The organism is Nocardioides lacusdianchii (assembly GCF_020102855.1).
Taxonomy (GTDB): Bacteria; Actinomycetota; Actinomycetes; order Propionibacteriales; family Nocardioidaceae; genus Nocardioides; species Nocardioides lacusdianchii.
Genome location: NZ_JADHZD010000010.1, coordinates 19,578 through 40,251 on the forward strand (window position 1 = coordinate 19,578; position 20,674 = coordinate 40,251).

19 protein-coding genes are annotated in these 20,674 nt (G+C 71.4%); 9 read left to right on the top strand and 10 right to left on the bottom strand.

Annotation, left to right across the window (positions count from 1 at the left end; translation table 11 throughout):
- Positions 1-11: 11 nt before the first annotated feature.
- Together IRX98_RS23140 and secD are read right to left on the bottom strand one after the other, a co-directional pair.
- On the bottom strand, positions 12-143 hold the full coding sequence (locus tag IRX98_RS23140; protein WP_268928995.1) for a hypothetical protein: 132 nt from the start codon (positions 141-143) through the stop codon (positions 12-14).
- 32 nt (positions 144-175) lie between these two features.
- A complete protein-coding gene (gene secD, locus IRX98_RS14675; RefSeq protein WP_224277971.1) occupies positions 176-2,464 on the bottom strand; it encodes a protein translocase subunit SecD in 2,289 nt (762 codons plus the stop codon).
- Between the two features lie 182 nt (positions 2,465-2,646).
- On the opposite strand from secD, the gene IRX98_RS14680 reads away from it, so the two are divergent.
- Positions 2,647-4,797, top strand: a complete 2,151-nt coding sequence (locus IRX98_RS14680; RefSeq protein ID WP_224277972.1) for a M14 family metallopeptidase — start codon at positions 2,647-2,649, stop codon at positions 4,795-4,797.
- A 54-nt stretch (positions 4,798-4,851) separates the two neighbouring features.
- Here IRX98_RS14680 and hflX read toward each other — a convergent pair whose 3' ends face one another.
- From hflX to miaA, 7 genes are all read right to left on the bottom strand, one after another.
- Entirely contained in the window at positions 4,852-6,453 is a 1,602-nt protein-coding gene (hflX, locus tag IRX98_RS14685; protein WP_224277973.1) for a GTPase HflX, read from the bottom strand.
- 101 nt (positions 6,454-6,554) lie between these two features.
- The gene (locus IRX98_RS23540; RefSeq protein ID WP_308045099.1) at positions 6,555-7,718 is read right to left on the bottom strand and encodes a thrombospondin type 3 repeat-containing protein; all 1,164 of its coding nucleotides are present in this window, start codon (positions 7,716-7,718) and stop codon (positions 6,555-6,557) included.
- 66 nt (positions 7,719-7,784) lie between these two features.
- Entirely contained in the window at positions 7,785-8,561 is a 777-nt protein-coding gene (locus IRX98_RS14695) for an SDR family oxidoreductase (protein WP_224277974.1), read from the bottom strand.
- Between the two features lie 59 nt (positions 8,562-8,620).
- Positions 8,621-9,406, bottom strand: coding sequence for a diaminopimelate epimerase (gene dapF, locus IRX98_RS14700; protein ID WP_224277975.1), 786 nt, complete (start codon positions 9,404-9,406; stop codon positions 8,621-8,623).
- A gap of 28 nt (positions 9,407-9,434) precedes the next feature.
- A complete protein-coding gene (gene ggt, locus IRX98_RS14705; protein WP_224277976.1) occupies positions 9,435-11,282 on the bottom strand; it encodes a gamma-glutamyltransferase in 1,848 nt (615 codons plus the stop codon).
- 77 nt (positions 11,283-11,359) lie between these two features.
- Positions 11,360-11,875: a dihydrofolate reductase family protein gene (locus IRX98_RS14710; RefSeq protein WP_224277977.1), complete on the bottom strand. Its 516-nt coding sequence runs from the start codon at positions 11,873-11,875 to the stop codon at positions 11,360-11,362.
- A gap of 61 nt (positions 11,876-11,936) precedes the next feature.
- The gene (gene miaA, locus IRX98_RS14715; protein WP_224277978.1) at positions 11,937-12,851 is read right to left on the bottom strand and encodes a tRNA (adenosine(37)-N6)-dimethylallyltransferase MiaA; all 915 of its coding nucleotides are present in this window, start codon (positions 12,849-12,851) and stop codon (positions 11,937-11,939) included.
- 77 nt (positions 12,852-12,928) lie between these two features.
- Between miaA and IRX98_RS14720 the strand changes: the two genes are divergently transcribed.
- The 4 genes from IRX98_RS14720 to IRX98_RS14735 all read left to right on the top strand — a co-directional run bounded on the left by IRX98_RS14720 (position 12,929) and on the right by IRX98_RS14735 (position 15,134).
- The gene (locus IRX98_RS14720; RefSeq protein ID WP_224277979.1) at positions 12,929-13,147 is read left to right on the top strand and encodes an antitoxin; all 219 of its coding nucleotides are present in this window, start codon (positions 12,929-12,931) and stop codon (positions 13,145-13,147) included.
- Between the two features lie 20 nt (positions 13,148-13,167).
- Positions 13,168-13,635 carry an NUDIX domain-containing protein gene (locus IRX98_RS14725; protein WP_224277980.1) on the top strand — a complete coding sequence of 156 codons (468 nt, stop codon included), beginning with the start codon at positions 13,168-13,170 and terminating at the stop codon, positions 13,633-13,635.
- Between the two features lie 61 nt (positions 13,636-13,696).
- Positions 13,697-13,999 carry a hypothetical protein gene (locus tag IRX98_RS14730; RefSeq protein ID WP_224277981.1) on the top strand — a complete coding sequence of 101 codons (303 nt, stop codon included), beginning with the start codon at positions 13,697-13,699 and terminating at the stop codon, positions 13,997-13,999.
- Positions 14,000-14,168: 169 nt separating this feature from the next.
- Positions 14,169-15,134, top strand: coding sequence for a hypothetical protein (locus tag IRX98_RS14735; protein ID WP_224277982.1), 966 nt, complete (start codon positions 14,169-14,171; stop codon positions 15,132-15,134).
- A gap of 115 nt (positions 15,135-15,249) precedes the next feature.
- Here IRX98_RS14735 and miaB read toward each other — a convergent pair whose 3' ends face one another.
- Positions 15,250-16,749 (bottom strand): tRNA (N6-isopentenyl adenosine(37)-C2)-methylthiotransferase MiaB, encoded by a 1,500-nt coding sequence (gene miaB, locus IRX98_RS14740; RefSeq protein ID WP_224277984.1) that lies wholly within the window; start codon positions 16,747-16,749, stop codon positions 15,250-15,252.
- A 257-nt stretch (positions 16,750-17,006) separates the two neighbouring features.
- On the opposite strand from miaB, the gene IRX98_RS14745 reads away from it, so the two are divergent.
- The 4 genes from IRX98_RS14745 to IRX98_RS14760 all read left to right on the top strand — a co-directional run bounded on the left by IRX98_RS14745 (position 17,007) and on the right by IRX98_RS14760 (position 20,633).
- A complete protein-coding gene (locus IRX98_RS14745; RefSeq protein WP_224277986.1) occupies positions 17,007-18,317 on the top strand; it encodes a glycoside hydrolase family 16 protein in 1,311 nt (436 codons plus the stop codon).
- 33 nt (positions 18,318-18,350) lie between these two features.
- Positions 18,351-18,848, top strand: coding sequence for a 2'-5' RNA ligase family protein (locus IRX98_RS14750; RefSeq protein WP_224277988.1), 498 nt, complete (start codon positions 18,351-18,353; stop codon positions 18,846-18,848).
- A 59-nt stretch (positions 18,849-18,907) separates the two neighbouring features.
- Positions 18,908-19,684 carry an amino acid ABC transporter ATP-binding protein gene (locus IRX98_RS14755; RefSeq protein WP_224277990.1) on the top strand — a complete coding sequence of 259 codons (777 nt, stop codon included), beginning with the start codon at positions 18,908-18,910 and terminating at the stop codon, positions 19,682-19,684.
- A 61-nt stretch (positions 19,685-19,745) separates the two neighbouring features.
- Positions 19,746-20,633: a glutamate ABC transporter substrate-binding protein gene (locus tag IRX98_RS14760; protein WP_224277992.1), complete on the top strand. Its 888-nt coding sequence runs from the start codon at positions 19,746-19,748 to the stop codon at positions 20,631-20,633.
- The last annotated feature ends 41 nt before the right edge of the window (positions 20,634-20,674 follow it).

A 20,674-nucleotide genomic window follows, 5' to 3' on the forward strand; every position in this document is an offset into this window, starting at 1 on the left:
AACTCGGACGTCTAGTAGTTCTTCTTGCGCCCGATCTGGCGCTCGATGCGGCGCTCGGGCTGGCCGAGCACCTTCGCCAGGATCTTCACCCGGTAGCGGTAGGCCACGACACCGAGCACGACGATCAGCAGGAACCACAACATGCGGCCAGCCTACGCCGCGCCCGGTCACCGGGTCAGACGACGGCGCCGGAGTCCTCGAGCCCGCGCTCGACCTTCTCCTTCTTCACCCGGCTCATCGGCCACTTCTCCTGGAAGTAGGTCACGAGCGGGGTGGCGGTGAAGACCGAGGAGTAGGTGCCGACGATCAGACCGATGAGCAGCGCGATCGAGAAGTCACGCAGCGAGTCGCCGCCGAGGATCGCGAGCGCCGCGAGGATGAACATCGTGCCGAGACCGGTGTTGACGGTGCGGGGCACCGTCTCGACCGCGGCCTTGTTGGCCAGCGCCTTGAAGTCGTCCTCGGGCTTCGAGCCCTGCCAGCGCTCGCGGACGCGGTCGAAGACGACGACGGTGTCATTGACCGACAGACCGATGATCGTCATCGCCGCGGCCAGGAAGATGCCGTCGATCGGCTTCTCCAGCCACGCGAAGATGCCGACGACGATCAGCACGTCGTGCGCCATCGCGATGACGGCCGAGACGCCGAAGGTCCACTTGAAGCGGAAGGCGAGGTAGAGCAGCTGGGCGAGGAACGCGACGCCGAAGGCGATGAGGGCGTTGTTGCGCAGCTCCTCGCCCAGGGAGGCACCGATCAGCTGGTCGTCGATCTTGGAGACGTCGCCGCCGATCGCGGACAGCTCGTCCTCGATCCGCTGCTCCTCGTCGTTGTTGATCTCGCCGGTGCGGACGGTGAAGTCGGCGGGGGTGTCGGCGGTCTGCACCACGGCCTCGGAGAAGCCGGCGTCGGACACGGCGGCCCGCGCCTGCTCGACGGTGATGTCCTGGCTCACGGCGTAGTCGAGCTGGCGACCACCGGTGAACTCGACGCCGAGGTTCAGGCCCTGGACGGCGATGCCGGCGATGGCGAAGATCGTCGCGGCGCCCGACACGGCCAGCCAGCGACCACGGTTCTTCATGATGTCGGGGTCCTTGCGGTCCAGCCAGGTGCGAACCTTGCCGACGTTGCCGAGACCGCTGATCGCCGGCTTGCGGCTGACACCCTTGTTGGCGACGGCGAGGTCGCACAGCACGCGAGCGATGATCAGCGCCGAGATCATCGAGGCGATGACACCGATGGAGAGCGTGACACCGAAGCCCTTGATCGGGCCGGAGCCGAGGAAGAACAGCAGCCCGGCCGCGAGGAGCGTGGTGACGTTGGAGTCGATGATCGCGGTCCAGGCCTTGTTGAAGCCCACCTGGAGGGCGCGGCGCAGGCCCGCGGACGGGTAGGCCTGGTACTCCTCCCGCGCTCGTTCGAAGACGAGCACGTTGGCGTCGATCGCCATGCCGATCGCGAGCACGAAGCCCGCGAGGCCCGGCAGGGTCAGCGTCGAGCCGAGGCCGACGAGCATGGCGTAGGCGAGCAGGGCGTACGACGCCAGCGCGATGGTCGCCATCGCACCGACGAGGCGGTAGACGACGATGATGAACAGGCCGGTGAGGATCAGGCCGATGATGCCGGCCTCGATCGAGGCGTCGATCGCTGCGGCACCCAGCGAGGGGCCGACGAGGCGGTCGGAGATGGCGCGGAGCTCCAGCGGCAGGGCGCCGCCCTCGATGAGCGCGGCGAGGTCCTTGGCGCTGTCGGCGGTGTAGTCGCCGGTGATGTCGGTGGCGCCGCCGCGGATGCCGACCTCGCAGCCGATGCCCTCGTTGACCTCGGGCGAGGAGATGATCTCGTTGTCGAGCACGATCGCGATGCGACGCTTCGGGTCGCCCAGGGGGTTGCAGGCGGCCTCGCCGGTGATCCTGGCCCAGGTGCTGCCGCCGTCACCGTTGAAGTCGATGGCCACGACCCACTGGACGCTCTGGTCGCGCTGGACCGCGCTCGCGCCTGTGATCTGCTCGCCCTGGATGACGGTCGGACCGATCTCGAGGGTGTCGCCCTGGTCAGACGGCAGCACGAGGTTGCCCTCCTCGCTGGGCTCGGCGTCCGGCTGCGCCTCGGAGAGCACCTCGTGGATCGTGAGCTTCGCGGTGGTGCCGATGCGTTCCTCGGCCTCCTGCGCCTCCTCGTCGTTGGTGACGCCGGGCAGCTCGACGAGGATCCGGTTCTCGCCCTGGCGCACGAGGGTCGACTCCGAGACACCGAGAGCGTCGACGCGGCCGCGCAGCACCTCGAGGGTCTTGTCGACGTTCTCGGCCGTGGCCGGCGTCTGCTCGGTGCCCTCGGCCTCGAAGACGAACTGCGCCCCGCCGCGGAGGTCCAGGCCCAGGTTGGGCTTGACGTTGACGGCGAGCGCCGCGCACGCGGCCAGGAGGCCGAGCACGAGGATGAAGCGGACCCAGACACCACGTGACATGCGCGACATACTCCCCTACCGACTTCGAACGCCCGAATCCGGGCACGGACTGCCCAACGGGTGGCTCGGGGTGAAGGTTCCGCGCGGAGCGCCACCCGTCAGGGATCGACAGGACACCGCCCGGGGTGTTGTCTGGGTCACACCGCGGCACTATCCGCGGACATCCACCCTCGGGAGAACACATGTCACCACGCATCCCACGCGCCGGCGCCACCAGGCTGGCCACCGTCACCGCCCTCGTCGCAGCCGGGCTCGCCGTCACGGCCGCAGGCGCGACCGGAAGCTCCGGCCGCGACGACACCCCCCGTCCGCTGGCCCGCACCGCCGACAGCGACGCCACCCAGATCGTGATGGTCAAGGCCCCCACGGTCGACCGGCGCAACGAGGTGATCGCCCTCGGCCTCGACGTCACCGAGCACGCCGACCAGCGCGGCATCGAGGTGGTCCTCCACGACGCGCAGGACGCCCAGACCCTGCGTGACGCGGGGTTCACCTGGAAGGTCAAGGTCAAGGACCTCGAGGCGCTGACCAAGAAGAACCGCGAGGTCGACCGCCTGTACGCCGCCTCGGTGGCGGAGTCGGGACTGCCCAGCGGGCGTACGTCCTACCGCACCTACGACGACTACCTCTCCGACCTCGACCAGCTGGCTCGCCGATACCCCTCCCTCACCCGCCCGCTGACGCTGGCCAACGAGACGGTGCTCGGCGAGGACATCCGAGGCATCGAGGTGAGTGTCGGGGCCGACGACGTCAAGGACGGCAAGCCGGTCTTCCTGCTGATGGGCGCCCACCACGCTCGCGAGTGGCCGAGCGCGGAGCACACCATCGAGTTCGCCTTCGACCTCCTGCAGTCCTACTCCTCCGGTGACGACCGGGCGCGCGACCTGCTGTCGCGGTCGCGGGTGATCCTCGTGCCGGTCGTCAACGTGGACGGCTTCCAGATCTCACGCGGCGCCACGCCCCGCGGGGACTTCTCCACCTTCGACTACGAGATGAAGCGCAAGAACTGCGCGATCTCGGCCAACACGCCCGCGCCCAGCGCGACGGTTCCCGACTACCTCTCCGGCACCTGCGCCGACAACCGTGCCGGTCGTCTGCGCGGCACCGACCTCAACCGCAACTACCCCGGCTTCTGGGGCGGCGGCGGGGCCAGCACCAACTGGTCGAGCGACACCTATCGCGGGGACTCCCCCGGCAGCGAGCCGGAGAGCGACGCGGTCCGCCGCCTCATCTCCGAGCGCGCCGTGACCGTGATGATCTCCAACCACACCTACAGCAACCTGGTGCTGCGCCCGCCGGCCATCGCGGCGACGGGGCTGGCGATCGACGAGCCGCAGCTCAAGGCGCTCGGCGACGCGATGGCGGCGGAGAACGACTACGTCAGCCAGGCGTCCTACCAGCTCTACGACACCTCCGGGTCCACGGAGGACTGGAGCTACTGGATCACCGGTGGTCTGGGCTACACGTTCGAGATCGGTGACGAGGGGTTCCACCCGGCCTACGAGGAGGCAGTCGTCGGTGAGTACCTCGGCCAGGCGCCCGCGGAGAGCGCCGGTCTCGGCGGCAACCGCGAGGCGTACTGGCTCGCGACCGAGGCGGCCGCCGACGAGGCACTGCACTCGGTGATCACGGGCACCGCGCCGGACAAGCACACGGTCAGCGTGTCCAAGACCGTGACGTCGCCGACCTCCCCGGTGATCCAGCCCGGCGGCGCGGTCGGCGACCCGCTGCTGTTCACCGACACGCTGCGCACCGACTACACCTCCGACGGAGGACGCTTCGAGCTCGACGTCAACCCCTCGACGCGGCCGTTGGTGATGGGTCGCTCCGGCCGCGACGCCCTGGCGCCCCCGCAGGCGGCGATCACCCTGGACAACCCGGTCGGGGTCCCGGCCCGCAGGGCCAGCGAGTTCACGACGTTCGACGTCCAGGGACTGCCCCAGGTCGACAACGGCTACATGGTGGTCACGGTCGACTGGCCGGCGGTCGATCCCGAGGCGCAGGACTGGGACTTCTTCCTCACCGGACCCGACGGTGAGCCGGTCGGCTCCGGCGCCACGCTGGCCAACCCCGAGGTGATCAGGATCCCCGACCCGCAGCCGGGCACGTACACCCTGGAGGCCAACAACTACGAGGGCGGCTCGGCCGACTTCGACTGGTCGGGCGCGGTCACCTTCGAGGGGCCGACCCCGCCCAGCCCGACCGGCACCCGCGAGGCATGGCTGCTCACCTGCACCGACAGGCGCGGAGACGTCGTGGCGACCCGCGAGATCGTCGTCGACCGCGGCGAGAGCGTGGCCGTGGGCAACGCCTGCAAGCGCGTCAAGGAGTAGGCACCGACACCGCAGGCGGCGGCCCGGGGCACCACGCTCCGGGCCGTCGGCGCGTCAGCGGGCGTACGCCTCCAGCTCGCCGGCCAGGTCCGCGTTGGCACGACCGACGACCAGCGTGCCGTCGCCGGTGTGCTCCAGGGAGCCGATCTCGGCCTCCTGGTGGATCCGGTTGACCAGGTCGCCGCGCTCGTAGGGCAGCAGCACGTCGAACTCCACCTGCGGCCTCGGCAGCTCGGACTCGATGGTCGCGAGGGCCGCCTCCATCCCCTCGCCGGTCTTCGCGCTGACGACCACGCTGTGCGGCTCGCGCGCCCGCAGCCGGCTGATCACCAGCGGGTCGGCGGCGTCGGCCTTGTTGATCACGATGATCTCGGGCACCTTGTCGGCGCCGATCTCGGCGAGCACCTCGCGCACCGCGGCGATCTGGCCCTCGGGGTCGGGGTGGGAGCCGTCGACCACGTGCAGCAGCAGGTCGGAGTCGGCGACCTCCTCCAGCGTCGAGCGGAACGCCTCGACCAGGCCGTGGGGCAGGTGACGGACGAAGCCGACGGTGTCGGACATCGTGTAGATGCGGCCGTCGCTGGTCGTCGTACGCCGCGTGGTGGGGTCGAGGGTCGCGAAGAGCGCGTCCTCCACCAGCACCCCGGCGTCGGTCAGCCGGTTGAGCAGCGAGGACTTGCCTGCGTTGGTGTAGCCCGCGATCGCGACGCTGGGGATGTGGTTGCGGCGGCGCGACTGGCGCTTGACCTCGCGGGTGCCGCGCATCTCCTTGAGCTCGCGCCGCAGCTTGGCGATCTTGGTGTTGATCCGGCGGCGGTCGGTCTCGATCTTGGTCTCACCGGGGCCGCGGCCACCGATGCCGTCACCGCCGGCGGCGCGACCGCCGGCCTGGCGCGACAGGTTGCCGCCCCAGCCGCGCAGGCGCTGCTTCATGTACTGCAGCTGGGCCAGCTCGACCTGCGCCTGACCCTCCTTGCTCTTCGCGTGCTGGGCAAAGATGTCAAGAATCAGTGCCGTCCGGTCGACGACCTTGACCTTGATCTTGTCCTCGAGGTTGCGCAGCTGGCTGGGGGCGAGCTCGCCGTCGCAGATGACGGTGTCGGCGCCGGTGGCCTGCACGATCTCGCGGATCGCCTCGACCTTGCCGCGACCGATGAAGGTCGCCGGGTCGGGCGACTGGCGGCGCTGGAAGACCGCCTCGAGGACCTCGGAGCCGGCCGTCTCGGCGAGCAGCGCGAGCTCGGCCATCGAGTTCTCGGCGTCGGTGACGGTGCCGCCGGTCCACACGCCGACGAGGACGACCTTCTCCAGGCGGAGCTGGCGGTACTCGACCTCGGTGATGTCCTCGAGCTCAGTGCGCAGGCTCGCGACCCGGCGCAGGGCGTGGCGCTCGGCCAGCTCCTGGGCGCCGACGGTGAGCTCCTCGGGGTCGGCGTCGTCCCACTCGTCGTACGCCGCGTCGTCGGCGTAGCCGGACTCGAAGTCGTCGTCGGTGTCGTCGTCGGTGTCGTCGTCGGTGGTGGCCGGGCCGGTGTCGAGGTCGCCGTCGAGCTCGATGACCTCGTCGTCCCAGCCGCGGGTCGCGTCGAGCGCGTCACGCAGGGTGAAGTCGGAGGCCGGGCCATGAGCCGGTCGGTTGGCAGGTGCGTTCGTCATATGCCCTCCAGCCTAGGTCGGCGCGCCCCGCTGTGCGAACCACTTTGCGCAGGCGCCCGCAGACCGCGTGCCCGCACGACGAGGTTCCGGCCGGGCGAGGCTCAGCGGCGCACGCGGACGACGCGCGAGCGGTCCGTGCCGCACAGGGGTTCAGCGGCCGAGCCCACAGTGGCGTAGTAGCGCCCCGGCGCCCGCGGGGCACGCGTACGGAAGGCGCCGGAGGCCCGCGTCGTCACCACGAGGAGCTTGCGGTCGGCGCCGGAGCGCTTGCGCCAGATGGTCACCGGGACCGAGCTCCGGCAGCCGTCGGCCACCGACGCGACGGTGCCCTGGAACCGGTGCCGCTTGGCCCGGTGCCGCAGCTCGACCGTGCGGACGTAGGCGCAGCTGTCGGTGCAGCCGGTCGTCGGCGGGACCGGGTTGGTGGTCGGGACGGGGGTGGGCGTCGGGGTCGGGGTGGGCGTCGGGACGGGCGCCACCGGCGCGGTGCCCGGCGTGCTGTCGCAGGCGTTGCCGATCCGGTCGCCGTCCCAGTCGGTCTGGTCCGCGTTGACGGTCCCGGGGCAGTTGTCGCCCGTGTCGGCGACGCCGTCGTTGTCGTCGTCGGGATCGCACGCGTCGCCGGTGCGGTCGCCGTCGAGGTCACGCTGGTCGGGGTTCACGACCGACGCGCAGTTGTCGCGGTGCTCCACGATCCCGTCGCCGTCGGAGTCGCACCCGGTGGACGTGATCGTCAGCTCGATGCTCTGCACCCGCCACCTGCCGTTCGCACCGCCGGCGTAGGACGGGCTTCGGACCTCGATCTTCCACAGGTCCCCCGCCGCGGGTCGTCCGTCGAAGGCCCCGAGGAAGCCGTCCGGAGCCCATCGCCCCCAGACGGCGTCCCGCGGTCGCGGATCGGCCTCGTCGTCCAGCTGCAGTCCGATCTGAGGCTCGTCCGTGGCCTCGTAGGCGAACAGACGTGTCTCGGCGTAGCTGTTCAGGAGCCGTGCCTCGACACTGACCGGCTCGCCGTAGGACTGGACGTTGTCGATCACGACTGTGACATCCACGTCGGTGACCAGCGCATAGGGTTCGGCCCAGCTCGACTGGTCGACCAGGACAGTGCCGGTGGCGAACTGGTTGTACGGCCCCGTGGTGGAGCCGTTCCCCGAGCCGTAGAACGTCTGCGTGCACGGCACCACCCGTGCCGCCGCCGGCGTGGTCGTCGCCCCCACCACGACCGTGCTCGCCAGCACGGTCGCGAGCACTGTCGTTGCGCGCATCAGCATCCCCATGCCCCGCGCTCTACCCCGTGGCGGGGCGTCCAATCCTCCGGCGGAGGAACGGTGTCACTTGGGGGGCATCCGGATGCCGCCGTCGACGCGGATCGTCTCGCCGTTCATGTAGGAGTTGGTCAGGCACTCCACGACCATGCTGGCGAGCTCCTCGGCACGGCCGAGGCGCTTGGGGAACAGGACGTTCTGGCCGAGGTTGGCCTTGAACTCGTCGGGGTTCGGGAAGGCGTCGTAGATCGGGGTGTCGATCAGGCCGGGCGCCACGGTGTTGAGGCGGATCCCGGCGGCGGACAGGTCGCGCGCGACGGGCAGCGTCATCCCCACCACGCCGCCCTTGGACGCGGAGTAGGACGCCTGGCCGATCTGGCCGTCGAAGGCGGCGACCGAGGCGAGGTTGACGATCGCGCCGCGCTGGCCGTCGGCGTCGGGCTCGTTGCGGCTCATGACGGTCGCGGCCTGGCGGGTCATGTCGAAGGTGCCGATCAGGTTGATCTCGACGACCTTGCGGAAGGCCTCGAGGTCGTGGGCGGACTCCAGCATCCCGTCGCGGCCGATGGTGCGCTGGGCCCAGCCGATGCCGGCGGAGTTCACGCAGGCACGCAGTGGGGCGATCTCCGCAGCGGCCTCGACGGCGGCGGCGACCTGATCGGTCCGTGTCACGTCCACCGCTGCGAAGACGCCGCCGATCTCGGCGGCCAGGGCCTCGCCCTTCTCGGCGTTGAGGTCGGCGACGACGACGATCGCGCCCTTGGCTGCGAGGGCGCGGGCGACCGCGGCACCGATGCCGCTGGCGCCGCCGGTGACGATGGCGGAGGATCCGGTGATGTCCATGGCTCGGATCCTATGAGCCGGCCAGCGGCGACCGGCGCAGGAGGTCGACGCTGCTCGGCTCAGAGGTCGGTGACGCCCTCGGCGACCAGCACGGCCGGCCCCGTCATCAGGATCCGGTCGTCCTCGGTCCACACGACGTGGAGGGTGCCGCCGGGGACGTCGACGCGGTACGCCGTGCCGCGGGGGGCGTCGTCGGCGAGCGCGGCCACCACGGCCACGGCACAGGCACCGGTGCCGCAGGAGCGGGTCTCGCCGGACCCGCGCTCGTGGACCCGCATCGCGACGTGGTGCTCGCCGCGGCGTACGACGAACTCGACGTTGACCCCCTCGGGGAAGACACCGTCGTCGTGCTCGGGCTCCTCGAGGAGCGGACCCGCCTCGGCGAGGTTGTCGACGAACGCGACGGCGTGGGGGTTGCCCATCGAGACGTGACGTGCGGGCCACGACCGGCCGCCGACCGAGACCGTGGTGTCCTCGAAGACCTGCGGGGCGCCCATGTCGGCGGTGAGCTCGTCGCCGGCACTGTCCAGCGTCTTGACGCCGTCGCGCGTCTGGATGCGCATGGGGAACGGCTCGCCCTCACGGTCGTGGAGGTAGCGGGCGAAGACCCGGATGCCGTTGCCGCACATCTCGCTGACCGAGCCGTCGGCGTTGCGGTAGTCCATGAACCAGCCGTCGTCACTGCGTACGGCCCGGAGCACCCCGTCGCCGCCGATCCCGGCACGGCGGTCGCACAGCGCGCGCACCCGCTCGGCGGACAGGTCGCCGTGCACCGTGCCGTCGGGGTCGGGCAGCACGACGAAGTCGTTCTCCGTGCCGTGGCCCTTGAGGAAGGGGTAGCTCACGCCTCCAGTGTCGCAGGCGGCGCCGCGTTCAGCGGGGGTCGACCACCTTGGCGGACCCCTTGCCGCGACGGCTGGGCTCGGCCACCGCGGTCATCCGCTTGCGGGGACCGAGCTCGATCGCCGTGGCCGCACCGATCTCCGCCGCACTCGTGAACGCGTCGCCGGCCGGGACCAGCGTGTGCCCGAGGGCGGTGAGCGCCGGACCGTAGGCCGCGATGAACGCCGGCTCGGCGGTCACGCTCGCGGTGTTGCGCTGCGCAGCGCGCGGAGCCGCGATCGCCTCCTCGATCGTCATGCCGAGGTCGATCCGGTTCACGAGCACCTGCAGGACCGTGGTGATGATCGTCGAGCCGCCGGGCGAGCCAAGCGCCAGGAACGGCTTGCCGTCCTTGAGCACGATCGTCGGCGACATGGAGCTGCGCGGGCGCTTGCCCGGCTGGATCCGGTTCGGGTCGCCGGCGGCGTACACGGTCGAGAAGTCGGTCAGCTCGTTGTTGAGCAGGAAGCCGTGGCCGGGCACGACCATGCCCGAGCCGCCGGTCTGCTCGATGGTGAGGGTGTACTCCACGACGTTGCCCCACTGGTCGGCGACGGTGAGGTTGGTGGTGGAGATGTTCTCGGTGTCGGCGTCGGTGGTGCCCTCCGCGGTCGCCGGGCCGCACACCCCGTCGTACGCCGTGACGTCGCCCGCCGCGACCGGCTTGGTGGCCGCCTTCGCCGGGTCGAGGGAGCAGGCGCGCTCGGCTGCGTAGGTGTCGTCGAGCAGCCGCTTGACCGGCACGTCGACGTAGGCCGGGTCGCCGACGTACTTGCCGCGGTCGGCGAACGCCAGGGCGCTGGCCTCGAGGTAGTGGTGCAGCGCCTGCTCGGGCGTCATCGCGGAGAGGTCGTAGCGCTCGAGGATGTTGAGCGCCTCGCCGACGGTGGTGCCGCCCGAGGACGACGGCGCCATGCCGTAGACGTCGTGGCCGCGATAGGTGGTGCGGGCGGCCTTCTGCGACCGGACCCGGTAGTCGCGCAGGTCGCGCGCGGTCAGCCAGCCGGCCGGCACGGGCAGCGCGGTGTTCTTCGTCGTCCGCGGCTTGCGGACCACGTCCGACATCAGCCGGGCCAGCTTGCCGCGGTAGAACGCCTTGGTGCCGCGCTGGGCGATGAGGTCGTAGGTCTCGGCGAGGTCGGGGTTGCGGAACACCGTGCCGACCGCGGGCGCGTCGCCCTTCGGCAGGAACAGCTTCTTCGTGTCCTTGAACGCCGCGAACCGCACCTCGTTGTCGAGGGTCTGCTGGCGGAAGGTCTCGTCGACCCGGAAGCCGCGGCGCGCGACCTTGGTGGCCGGGGCCAGGGCGTCGGCCAGCGACAGCGTGCCCCAATTGGCCAACGCCTTGTCCCAGGTGGCGAGGGTGCCGGGCGTGCCGACGCTCGCGCCGCTGGTGACCAGCTCGGGGGTGAAGTTGTAGGGCTTGCCCGTCGCGGGGTCGATGAAGGCGTCGTCGGGCATCCGCATCGGCGCGGTCTCGCGGCCGTCGAGGGTGCGGACCTTGCCGGACTCGGCGTTGTAGTAGACGAAGTAGCCGCCACCGCCGATGCCGGCGCTGTAGGGCTCGGTGACGCCCAGCGTCGCAGCCGCGGCCACGGCGGCGTCGACCGCGTTGCCGCCGGCCTTGAGCACCTTGAGGCCCGCCGCGCTGGCCTCGGGGTCGACCGTGCTGATCGCGCCCCCGGTGCCGACCGCGAACGGGTCCTTGACGGTGGGGCGCTGCGACACAGCGGTCTGGCTCGCGGGCTCGGCCGGTGCCGGCGATCCGACGAGGACGGCCGCGACGGCGAGGCCGCTGGCCGACACGGTGGCGCTCACGCGGCGGGCGAGGTGGGGCATGGGGGGTTCCTCCCGAGAGTCGTTCCGTCCACCCTGCCCCGGGCACGCAGGCTTGTCCACGTCCGCCCGGGGGTGTCTCACACGACCGTGTAGCGCCCGCACATGAAGTCGCGGTTGCGCGCGACCTCCTCGAGGTGCAGCTCGACGTGGCGCGGCAGGACGGGCGCGCCACTGCCGACGGCGACCGGGGCGTACTGCAGCCACACCTCGTCGAGGAGCCCGGCGTCGTGGAACTGGCCGACGAGGTCTCCCCCGCCCACGACCCACAGGTCCTTGCCGTCGGCCACCTCGGTCATCGCGGCGTGCACACGGCGTACGTCGTCGCGGTCGAAGCGCACGCTCGCCGGCGCCTCCGGGAACGTGCGGTGCGTCATCACCCACGTCGGCAGCGGCCCCCACGGGTCGTCGTCGTGGTCGAGGATCCACTGCCAGGTCGTGGCGCCCATGACGCAGGCGCCGATGCGCTCGCGGAAGCCGGGGTAGCCCATCGGCCCGTCCGGGTCGATGTCGCGCGAGGTCAGCCAGTCGAGGGAGTGGTCGTCGGTCGCGATGAAGCCGTCGAGGGTGCAGCCGGTGTAGTAGATCGTCGCCATCGCACCACTCTCGCAGCGCACCGGGGTGCTGCGCCCGACCGTTCTTGCGGCACTCCGCCGATCAGCGGACGAGCGCGTCGATCGCCTCGACCGCCTTCTCCACGCGGTCGGGGTCGTCGTGCGCGACCCACACGATGCGCGGGTCCTTGCGGAACCACGAGTCCTGGCGCCGGGCGAAGCGGCGGGTGGCGGTGGTGGTCTGCTCGACCGCCTCGGCGAGCGTCCGGTCGCCGGCGAGGTAGCCCATCACCTCGCGGTAGCCGATCGCCCGCGGCGCCGTACGCCCCTCGCCGAGGCCGCGCGCCAGCAGCGCCTCGACCTCCTCGACGAAGCCGGACGCGAACATCTCCTCGACCCGCCGCGCGATCCGCTCGTCGAGGGTCGGCCGGTCGATGTCGACGCCGACCTGCACTGTCAGCGGGTCGGCGTACTCCAGGCGCGGGAGGCTGGCGCTGTAGGGGCGACCCGTCAGCGCGATGACCTCCAGGGCGCGTACGACGCGGCGCCCGTTGTCGGGCTCGATCCGCCCCGCGGCCTCGGGGTCGACACCCGCCAGCCGCGCGTGGAGCGCGGGGCTGCCGACGCGCTCCAGCTCGACCTCGAGCTCGCGGCGCAGCGACTCGTCGGTGCCGGGAAACTCGAAGCGGTCGATGATCGCGCGGGTGTAGAGCGCGGAGCCGCCGACCAGGACGGGGGCGGCGCCACGACCGCGGATGTCGGCGACGGCGTCGCGCGCCCACTCCTGGAAGATCGCGACGGTGGCGGTCCCGGTGACGTCGAGGACGTCGAGCAGGTGGTGGGCGATGCCGCGGCGCTCGGCCTCGGGGAGCTTGGCGGTGCCGATGTCCATGCCGCGGTAGACCTGCATGGCGTCGGTGTTGACCACCTCGCCACCGAGGCGCTCGGCGAGGTCGAGGCTCAACCCGGTCTTGCCGGACGCCGTCGCGCCGACGAGGGCGACGATCGGCTGAGGCATGGGCCCATTGTCCCAGCACGGCTACGCTCGCAGCAGGACCCACCCGCCGGGGTGGGCGGATGAAGCGAGGGACGCTCATGAGTTTCTTGGACAAGGCGAAGGCGAAGCTCACGCAGGCCGTCGACGACCACGGCGACAAGATCGCCCAGGGCATCGACAAGGCCGGCGCGGTCGTCAACGACAAGACCGGCGGCAAGCACGCCGACAAGATCGACAAGGCCACCGGCAAGGCGCGCGACGCGCTCGACCAGCTCGACGGCAAGAACGACGACATCCCGCCGGGCACCGCGCGCTGAGCCACGCCTAGGTTGGCGGCGTGACCGACCGCTTCGCCCTCGTCCCCGCCTCCTACGTCTACCTCCTGCGCGACGGCGTCGGCGGCACCGAGGTGCTGCTCCAGCAGCGCGGCCCGGTGCCCTACATGCCCGGCCACTGGGCGGCCGCCGCGGCCGGGCACGTGGAGCGCGGCGAGACGGCGTACGACGCTGCGCGCCGCGAGGCGCTCGAGGAGCTCGGGATCACCGACGTCGCGCTGGAGTTCGCCTTCACGATGCAGCGCACCCAGCACGCTGCGGCGATCGAGGAGCGGGTCGACTGGTTCTTCACCGCACGCTCGTGGGTGGGCGAGCCGCGGGTCGTGGAGCCGGAGAAGTGCGCCGGGATTGGGTGGTTCGCCCTGGACGCCCTCCCCTCGCCGACGGTGCCGCACGAGGCGCACGCGCTGGCCCACCTCGGCGCCGGCGTGGGCTACCTGACCTTCGGCTGGGACCGCCCGGCAGGGTGAGGCCCCGCCCCTCGGGGGTGGCCGCGACATGATGCAGGCGGCCAAGATGCAGGATCGACCCATGGGAGGGAACCCGATGAGCAACGACGAGCTGAGCCCGATGCCCGAGCCCTACGCCGAGGAGCCCCAGCTGGTCCCCGGAGGGGTGGACGCGCTCCACGAGGACCCTGCCGACAACGGCCTGGCCCGCGACCTCGACCCCGACGACAACCCCGCCGTCGACGACGTGCTGCCCGACGAGATCGCCGAGGCCGACGACAAGTCGCAGGCGCCGGACGAGGAGTCCGACGACTCCGAATCCTCCGACGGCTCGCCCGAGGCGGGCCAGGAGGCCGAGGACGGGTCGCCGGAGCCTCCTGCCTGACCGGTGCTCCCGGGGTCCCGCTCTGTCGGAGTCCCCGGCCAACCGGTGATCGCGACGACAGTGCGGTGCTCGTGGTGCGGATCCTGCACCACGGTGACCGCACAACGGTTGTCCACAGCCCGAGCGCCGGTGGTGGCGGAGGTGGCGCACGGCTGCCGACGATGGGGCGATGGACCTCGCTGCGTACGCCGACCTGCTCGCCCTGCAGTCCGGGGTCGTGTCACGGCGCCAGCTCGTCGCCGACGCCCGGCTGAAGCCGCACGACCTGCAGCGGCTCGTACGCCGGCGCGACCTCGTACGCGTCCACGACGGGGTGTTCGTCGACCACACCGGTGACCTCACCTGGCTGCAGCGTGCGTGGGTCGGCGTACTCCTCGCCTGGCCCGCGGCGCTGTCGCACGACAGCGCCCTCCGCGCTGCTGACGGGCCGGGCCGGGCCGGCCGCGACGACTCCGTGATCCACCTGGCCGTCGACCGCCATCACCACGTGCGGGTGCCGACGGGCTACCGGCTCCACCGGATTTCGGGCTTCGCCGACCGCGTCATGTGGAACACCAGCCCTCCGCGCGTCTCGATCGAGGAGGCGCTGATCGACGTCGCGGTCGCGAAGCCGGACGACTTCGGAGCGGTCGCGGTGCTCGCCGACGCCGTGCAGGCGCGCCGCACGCTGCCGATCCGCATCCGCGACACCCTCGACCTTCGGCCTCGCGTGGGCCGGCGCGACTTCCTGCGCGCGGTGCTGAGCGACCTCGACCGCGGCACCTGCTCGGTGCTCGAGCACGGCTACCTCACGCGGGTCGAGCGCGCTCACGGCCTGCCCGACGGACGGCGGCAGGTGCGTGACTCACGGCATGGTCCGCTCTACCGCGACGTCGTCTACCCCGAGCTCGACCAGGCCGTGGAGCTCGACGGCCGGCTCTGGCACTCGTCCGCGGCCCAGCACGACGCCGACCTCGATCGCGACCTCGACGCTGCCGTCGACCGGCTCACGACCGTACGCCTGGGATGGGGGCAGGTCTTCGGGCGTCCGTGCGAGACCGCCGTACGCCTCGGGCGGCTGTTCGCGGCCCGCGGCTGGTGGGGTCGGCCGACCCGCTGCCCCGACTGTCCGGACTTGCTCGACCTGGCGGGTTGAGGCCTTGTGCGGTCGCTGTGGTGCGGATTCCACACCACGGTGACCGCGCAACGGTTGCGATCACCGGGTAGCCGGGGACTCCGACAAGAACGACGAGAACGCCGCCAAGGAACGATCAGCCGCAAGCAGGCGCAGGAGGCAGTGGCGCCGGCACCCCGACCGTCGGCATCCCGAGCCCGACCCCGGTCGGGGCGGCCGGAGCGGACGTACGCCGCTCCCACGCATCACCGGCGCGCGTGCGGCGTACGGACCGGATCGGGCCGTCGGCCACGAGGTGGTGCGGGGCTGCGTAGGTGACCGACACGGTCACCATGTCGCCGGGCCGTACCGAGTCCTCGGGCACCGCGGAGAAGTCGGCCTCGAAGTGCACCAGGCGGTTGTCCGGCGCCCGCCCGGACAGGCGGCGGGTGGCGAGGTCCTTGCGGCCCTCGCCCTCGGAGACCATCAGCTCGACGGTGCGCCCGACGAGCTGCTTGCCCTCGGCCCAGGCGACCTCGTCGACGACGGCGGCCAGGCGCAGGTAGCGGTCCTTGACGACCTCCGGCGCGACCTGGTCGTCGAGCGTCGCGGCGGGGGTGCCGGGACGCTTGGAGTACTGGAAGGTGAAGGCGGAGGAGAAGCGCGCGGCACGGACCACGTCGAGCGTGGCCCGGAAGTCCTCCTCGGTCTCACCGGGGAAGCCGACGATGATGTCGGTGGTGATCGCCGCTTCCGGGATGGCCGCGCGGACCCGCTCGATGATGCCGAGGAACTTCGAGGAGCGGTAGGACCGGCGCATGTCGCGCAGCACCTTGTCGGAGCCGGACTGCAGCGGCATGTGCAGCGACGGCATCACGTTGGGCGTCTCGGCCATCGCCTCGATGACGTCGTCGGTGAACTCCGCCGGGTGCGGCGAGGTGAAGCGGACCCGCTCGAGACCCTCGACCTGGCCGCACGCGCGCAGCAGCTTGGAGAAGGCCTGCCGGTCGCCGAACTCCACGCCGTAGGCGTTGACGTTCTGGCCCAGCAGGGTGATCTCGGTGACGCCCTCGGCGACGAGCGCCTCGATCTCGGCGAGGATCTCGCCGGGCCGGCGGTCCTTCTCCTTGCCGCGCAGCGCGGGGACGATGCAGAAGGTGCACGTGTTGTTGCACCCGACCGAGATCGACACCCAGGCGGCGTACGCCGACTCGCGCCGCGTCGGCAGCGTCGAGGGGAAGACCGACAGCGACTCCAGGATCTCGACCTGGGCCTCCTCGGCCACCCGCGCCCGCTCCAGCAGCACCGGGAGCGAGCCGATGTTGTGGGTGCCGAAGACGACGTCGACCCACGGCGCCTTCGTCGTGATGGTCTCGCGGTCCTTCTGCGCCAGGCAGCCGCCGACGGCGATCTGCATGCCGGGCGTGACGGCCTTGACCGAGGCGAGCTGGCCGAGGTTGCCGTAGAGCTTGTTGTCGGCGTTCTCGCGCACCGCGCAGGTGTTGAAGACGACGACGTCGGCCTGCTCCTCGCGCCCGGCGCGGACGTAGCCCGCGTCCTCCAGCAGGCCGCTGAGCCGCTCGGAGTCGTGGACGTTCATCTGGCAGCCGTGGGTCTTGACCTCGTAGGTGCGCGCGGGTGCGTGGGGTGCGTTCATGACCCGCCCAGCGTACGGCGAGCGCGCGGGGCCACGGGAATCCCGCAAGGGCCGCCGGCGGTCCTGACTGCCGATCACGCCGCCACGCCACCCGTCCAGACTATTTCCGTGCACATATGGGTCATTACTCCTCAGTAATGCCTAGTTTTGTCTCGTCTCTCTTCAAGATCAGGTCAAGTCATCCACAAAGCGGTAACAACCCATCCTCCGAAGCTGGCGGCGACGGGTGCCGCCCGCCCGCTGTCCAGGAGAGTCCCGTGAGCCTCACCAGCGCCCTCGTCCGCACCGCTGCCGCCCGTTTCGCGCGGATCGGATCGTTCGGACTCGTTGTCACCGTCCTGTTGCTTTCGTCGCTCCAGGTCGTTGCCCACGCCGACGGCGCGCAGTCCAGCAAGCAGGGCGCCAAGCAAGGCGCCAAGCAGGGCGCGAAGCAGGGCGGCAAGGGCACGAAGGCCCGCAAGGTGTCGGTGCGCGGCACGCTCGCCTCACTGCCGCCGGTCGTGCAGCCCGGCCTCTCCCCCGCCGCCCCGTCGGACAACGGCTCGCTCGTCGCCACCTTCACCCCGGCCGACCAGGGCCGCAGGGTCACCCTCGAGCGCCAGACCGCGCGCGGCTGGAAGGCCGTCACCACCAGCACCGAGGACAGCTGGGGCTCGGCCGCCTTCTCCCCGGCCCCGGGCACCTACCGCGCCCGCACCACCACCGGCGGACGCACGTGGGTGACCGGCAGCGTCACCACCAGCCGCTGGACGCCGCAGTTCGAGGACACCTTCTCCGGCACCACCCTCGACACGACCGTCTGGAACGACCAGGAGCGCGAGCACGAGAGCGTGTACGCCCCCCGCACCTGTGCCCGCGTCGACCCCTCGGCACGCCGCGTCGGCGAGGGCGTGCTTCACCTCGGCGTGGCGCTCGACCCGGCCCGCGCCGGCCTGCCGTGCGACTACGCCTCGACCCGCACCTCAGGCACCAGCCCCTACCTGCTCAACAGCCAGGTGGCGACCGAGCACACCCGCTTCTTCCGCCACGGCATCGTCGCCGCGCGCATCAAGCCCCAGCGCGCCAAGGGCATGCACTCCGGACTCTGGCTGCTGCCCAGCGGCACCAAGTACACCGACGGCGTGCCCGCTGCCGGCACCGAGATCGACGTCATGGAGTTCTTCGGCGAGAACGGTCGAGGCAACGAGACCATCGGCTCGCACATCCACTACTACGAGGCCGGCTGGGACAAGATCAGCCTCGGCGACACCTTCAAGGACGCCCGCCAGGTGCTGGGCAAGAACCGCTCGTGGTGGGACGAGTTCCACGTCTTCTCCGTCGAGTGGACCCCCACCGAGTACATCTTCCGCGTCGACGGTCGTGAGTACTACCGCGAGACCGGCGCGGTCTCGCAGGCCGACCAGTACCTCGTGCTGTCGAACCTGACCTCCGACTACGAGCTCCACGAGCTCACCGCCGACGAGGTCTCCGACACCGCGCAGGTCGACTGGGTCCGCGTCTTCGACGCCTCGTCGCAGGAGTCGGTGCGCGTCACCCGCGGGCGCAAGGTCGCGAAGAAGTCCGCCTGAGCGAGGTCACGCTCGGCGCCTAGGCTCGCGGGCATGCCCCGGATGCACGCGCTCGAGCTGCTGCCCGACGACGCCGGCTGCGATGTCGTACGCCGTGACTGGCAGGCGCTGCGCGACGCCGGGCTGCCCTCGCAGCTCGACCACCGCGGCGCGACCAACAGCCCGCACGTGACCGTGGTGGCGGCGCCGGCGCTGCGCGCGGAGGACGAGGAGCGGGCCGTCGACCTGGTCGCCGCGCTGCTCCCGGTGCAGGTGCGACCCGCCGGCGTCGCGCTGCTCGGCGGCGCTCGCGTGTCGCTCGTACGCCTCGTCGACGTGCCCGACGCGTTGGTGCGCGCGGTGCTCGACCTGCGCAGCGGCGTGCCGGACGTGCAGCACGTGGGCTGGCTGCCGCACGTCACCCTCGCGCGGCGCCTCGACCGCACCGACGTACCCGCGGCGCTCGAGGCCGTGGGCCACGCGGACGCCGTCCTCACCCTCGCGTCGCTGCGCCGGTGGGACCCGGAGGCGGGAATCGTCACCACTTTGTGATGGCCCGGGTGGGCGGTGGTCGATAGCCCGCCGGGGCTACGTGCGGATAGGTTGCGCCTATGACCGCGCAGGAATCCGCACCCGCCAGCGCCGGCCGGGGCGAGCCCCTCGTCGTGCTGGAGGACGTGCAGAAGCACTTCGGACAGCTCCACGCCCTCAAGGACATCGACCTCACCGTCACCCGCGGCGAGGTCGTGGTGGTGATCGGCCCGTCGGGCTCGGGCAAGTCGACCCTGTGCCGCACCATCAACCGCCTCGAGACCATCGACGAGGGCACGATCACCCTCGACGGCCAGCCGCTGCCCCAGGAGGGCAAGGAGCTCGCGGCACTGCGCGCCGAGGTCGGCATGGTCTTCCAGAGCTTCAACCTCTTCGCCCACAAGACGATCCTCGAGAACGTCACCCTCGGCCCCATCAAGGTCCGCGGGATGAAGAAGGACGCGGCCGAGAAGAAGGCCCGCGAGCTCCTCGACCGCGTCGGCGTCGGCCACCAGGCCGAGAAGTACCCCGCCCAGCTCTCCGGTGGCCAGCAGCAGCGCGTGGCGATCGCCCGCGCCCTGGCCATGGAGCCGAAGGTGATGCTCTTCGACGAGCCCACCTCCGCGCTCGACCCGGAGATGATCAAGGAGGTCCTCGACGTCATGGTCAGCCTCGCCGAGCAGGGAATGACGATGGTCGTCGTCACCCACGAGATGGGCTTCGCCCGCACCGCCGCCGACCGCGTCGTCTTCATGGCCGACGGCGCCATCGTGGAGGAGAACACCCCCGAGGAGTTCTTCACCAACCCCAGCTCGGACCGGGCCAAGGACTTCCTCGGCAAGATCCTCAAGCACTGACTCACTGATCCATCAACCACGGGGGCCGGATGCGTTCCGGCTCGGGACAGAAGGAGAAGCAATGCGATTCACCAGGACCAAGGCGCTCGTCGCCGCGACCGGGCTCGCCCTGTCGCTGGCCGCGTGCGGTGACGCCGGCGAGGACAGCGAGGGCGTCGACGTCCAGGCCGAGGAGGTCGAGGAGGGCAAGTTCGAGGAGGGCAGCAGGATGGCCGAGCTCGCCGAGGCCGGCGAGATCACCATCGGCGTGAAGTACGACCAGCCGGGTCTGGGCTTCAAGGACGCGTCCGCCGACGTGCCGAGCGGCTTCGACGTGGAGATCGCCAAGCTGCTCGTCGCCGACCTCGGCATCGACCCCAGCTCGGACGCGGTGACGTGGGAGGAGACCATCTCCGACAACCGCGAGCCCTACCTCGAGGCCGGTCGCGTCGACCTGGTCCTCGCCAGCTACTCGATCACCGACGAGCGCCGCCAGATCGTCGGCCAGACCGGCCCCTACCTCATCACCGGTCAGCAGGTGCTGGTCTCCGCCGACAGCGACATCACCGGCATCGCCGACCTCGAGGGCGAAGAGGTCTGCTCCGTCAGCGGCTCCACCTCGCTCGAGAACGTCGAGGCCGAAGGCGCGGTCGGCGCCCCGGCCGACACGTACTCGCAGTGTGCCGAGGACGTCCTCAACGGCTCGGTGGAGGCCATGTCGACCGACGGCGCGATCCTGCTCGGCCTCGCCGCGCAGAACGAGGGCGAGCTCAAGGTCGTCGGCGAGGAGTTCTCCGAGGAGCGCATCGGCGTCGGCTACTCGCTGGAGTCCCCCGAGATGTGTGAGTGGATCAACGGCGTCCTCGAGGAGTCCTTCGAGAACGGCGACTGGGAAGCCGCCTTCCAGGCCACCCTCGGTGGCGACGACGTCGAGACGCCGGAGCCCCCGGCGCTCGACGAGTGCGCCTGATCGACCCCTGACCACGGGGTGGCCTGCGGGCCACCCCGTGG

Bases quoted from the DNA above. Each gene is read 5' to 3' on its own strand.
- IRX98_RS23140 (WP_268928995.1), bottom strand. From the start codon at position 143: ATGTTGTGGTTCCTGCTGATCGTCGTGCTCGGTGTCGTGGCCTACCGC.
- secD (WP_224277971.1), bottom strand. From the start codon at position 2,464: ATGTCACGTGGTGTCTGGGTCCGCTTCATCCTCGTGCTCGGCCTCCTG.
- IRX98_RS14680 (WP_224277972.1), top strand. From the start codon at position 2,647: ATGTCACCACGCATCCCACGCGCCGGCGCCACCAGGCTGGCCACCGTC.
- hflX (WP_224277973.1), bottom strand. From the start codon at position 6,453: ATGACGAACGCACCTGCCAACCGACCGGCTCATGGCCCGGCCTCCGAC.
- IRX98_RS23540 (WP_308045099.1), bottom strand. From the start codon at position 7,718: ATGCGCGCAACGACAGTGCTCGCGACCGTGCTGGCGAGCACGGTCGTG.
- IRX98_RS14695 (WP_224277974.1), bottom strand. From the start codon at position 8,561: ATGGACATCACCGGATCCTCCGCCATCGTCACCGGCGGCGCCAGCGGC.
- ggt (WP_224277976.1), bottom strand. From the start codon at position 11,282: ATGCCCCACCTCGCCCGCCGCGTGAGCGCCACCGTGTCGGCCAGCGGC.
- IRX98_RS14710 (WP_224277977.1), bottom strand. From the start codon at position 11,875: ATGGCGACGATCTACTACACCGGCTGCACCCTCGACGGCTTCATCGCG.
- miaA (WP_224277978.1), bottom strand. From the start codon at position 12,851: ATGCCTCAGCCGATCGTCGCCCTCGTCGGCGCGACGGCGTCCGGCAAG.
- IRX98_RS14720 (WP_224277979.1), top strand. From the start codon at position 12,929: ATGAGTTTCTTGGACAAGGCGAAGGCGAAGCTCACGCAGGCCGTCGAC.
- IRX98_RS14730 (WP_224277981.1), top strand. From the start codon at position 13,697: ATGGGAGGGAACCCGATGAGCAACGACGAGCTGAGCCCGATGCCCGAG.
- IRX98_RS14735 (WP_224277982.1), top strand. From the start codon at position 14,169: ATGGACCTCGCTGCGTACGCCGACCTGCTCGCCCTGCAGTCCGGGGTC.
- miaB (WP_224277984.1), bottom strand. From the start codon at position 16,749: ATGAACGCACCCCACGCACCCGCGCGCACCTACGAGGTCAAGACCCAC.
- IRX98_RS14750 (WP_224277988.1), top strand. From the start codon at position 18,351: ATGCCCCGGATGCACGCGCTCGAGCTGCTGCCCGACGACGCCGGCTGC.
- IRX98_RS14755 (WP_224277990.1), top strand. From the start codon at position 18,908: ATGACCGCGCAGGAATCCGCACCCGCCAGCGCCGGCCGGGGCGAGCCC.
- IRX98_RS14760 (WP_224277992.1), top strand. From the start codon at position 19,746: ATGCGATTCACCAGGACCAAGGCGCTCGTCGCCGCGACCGGGCTCGCC.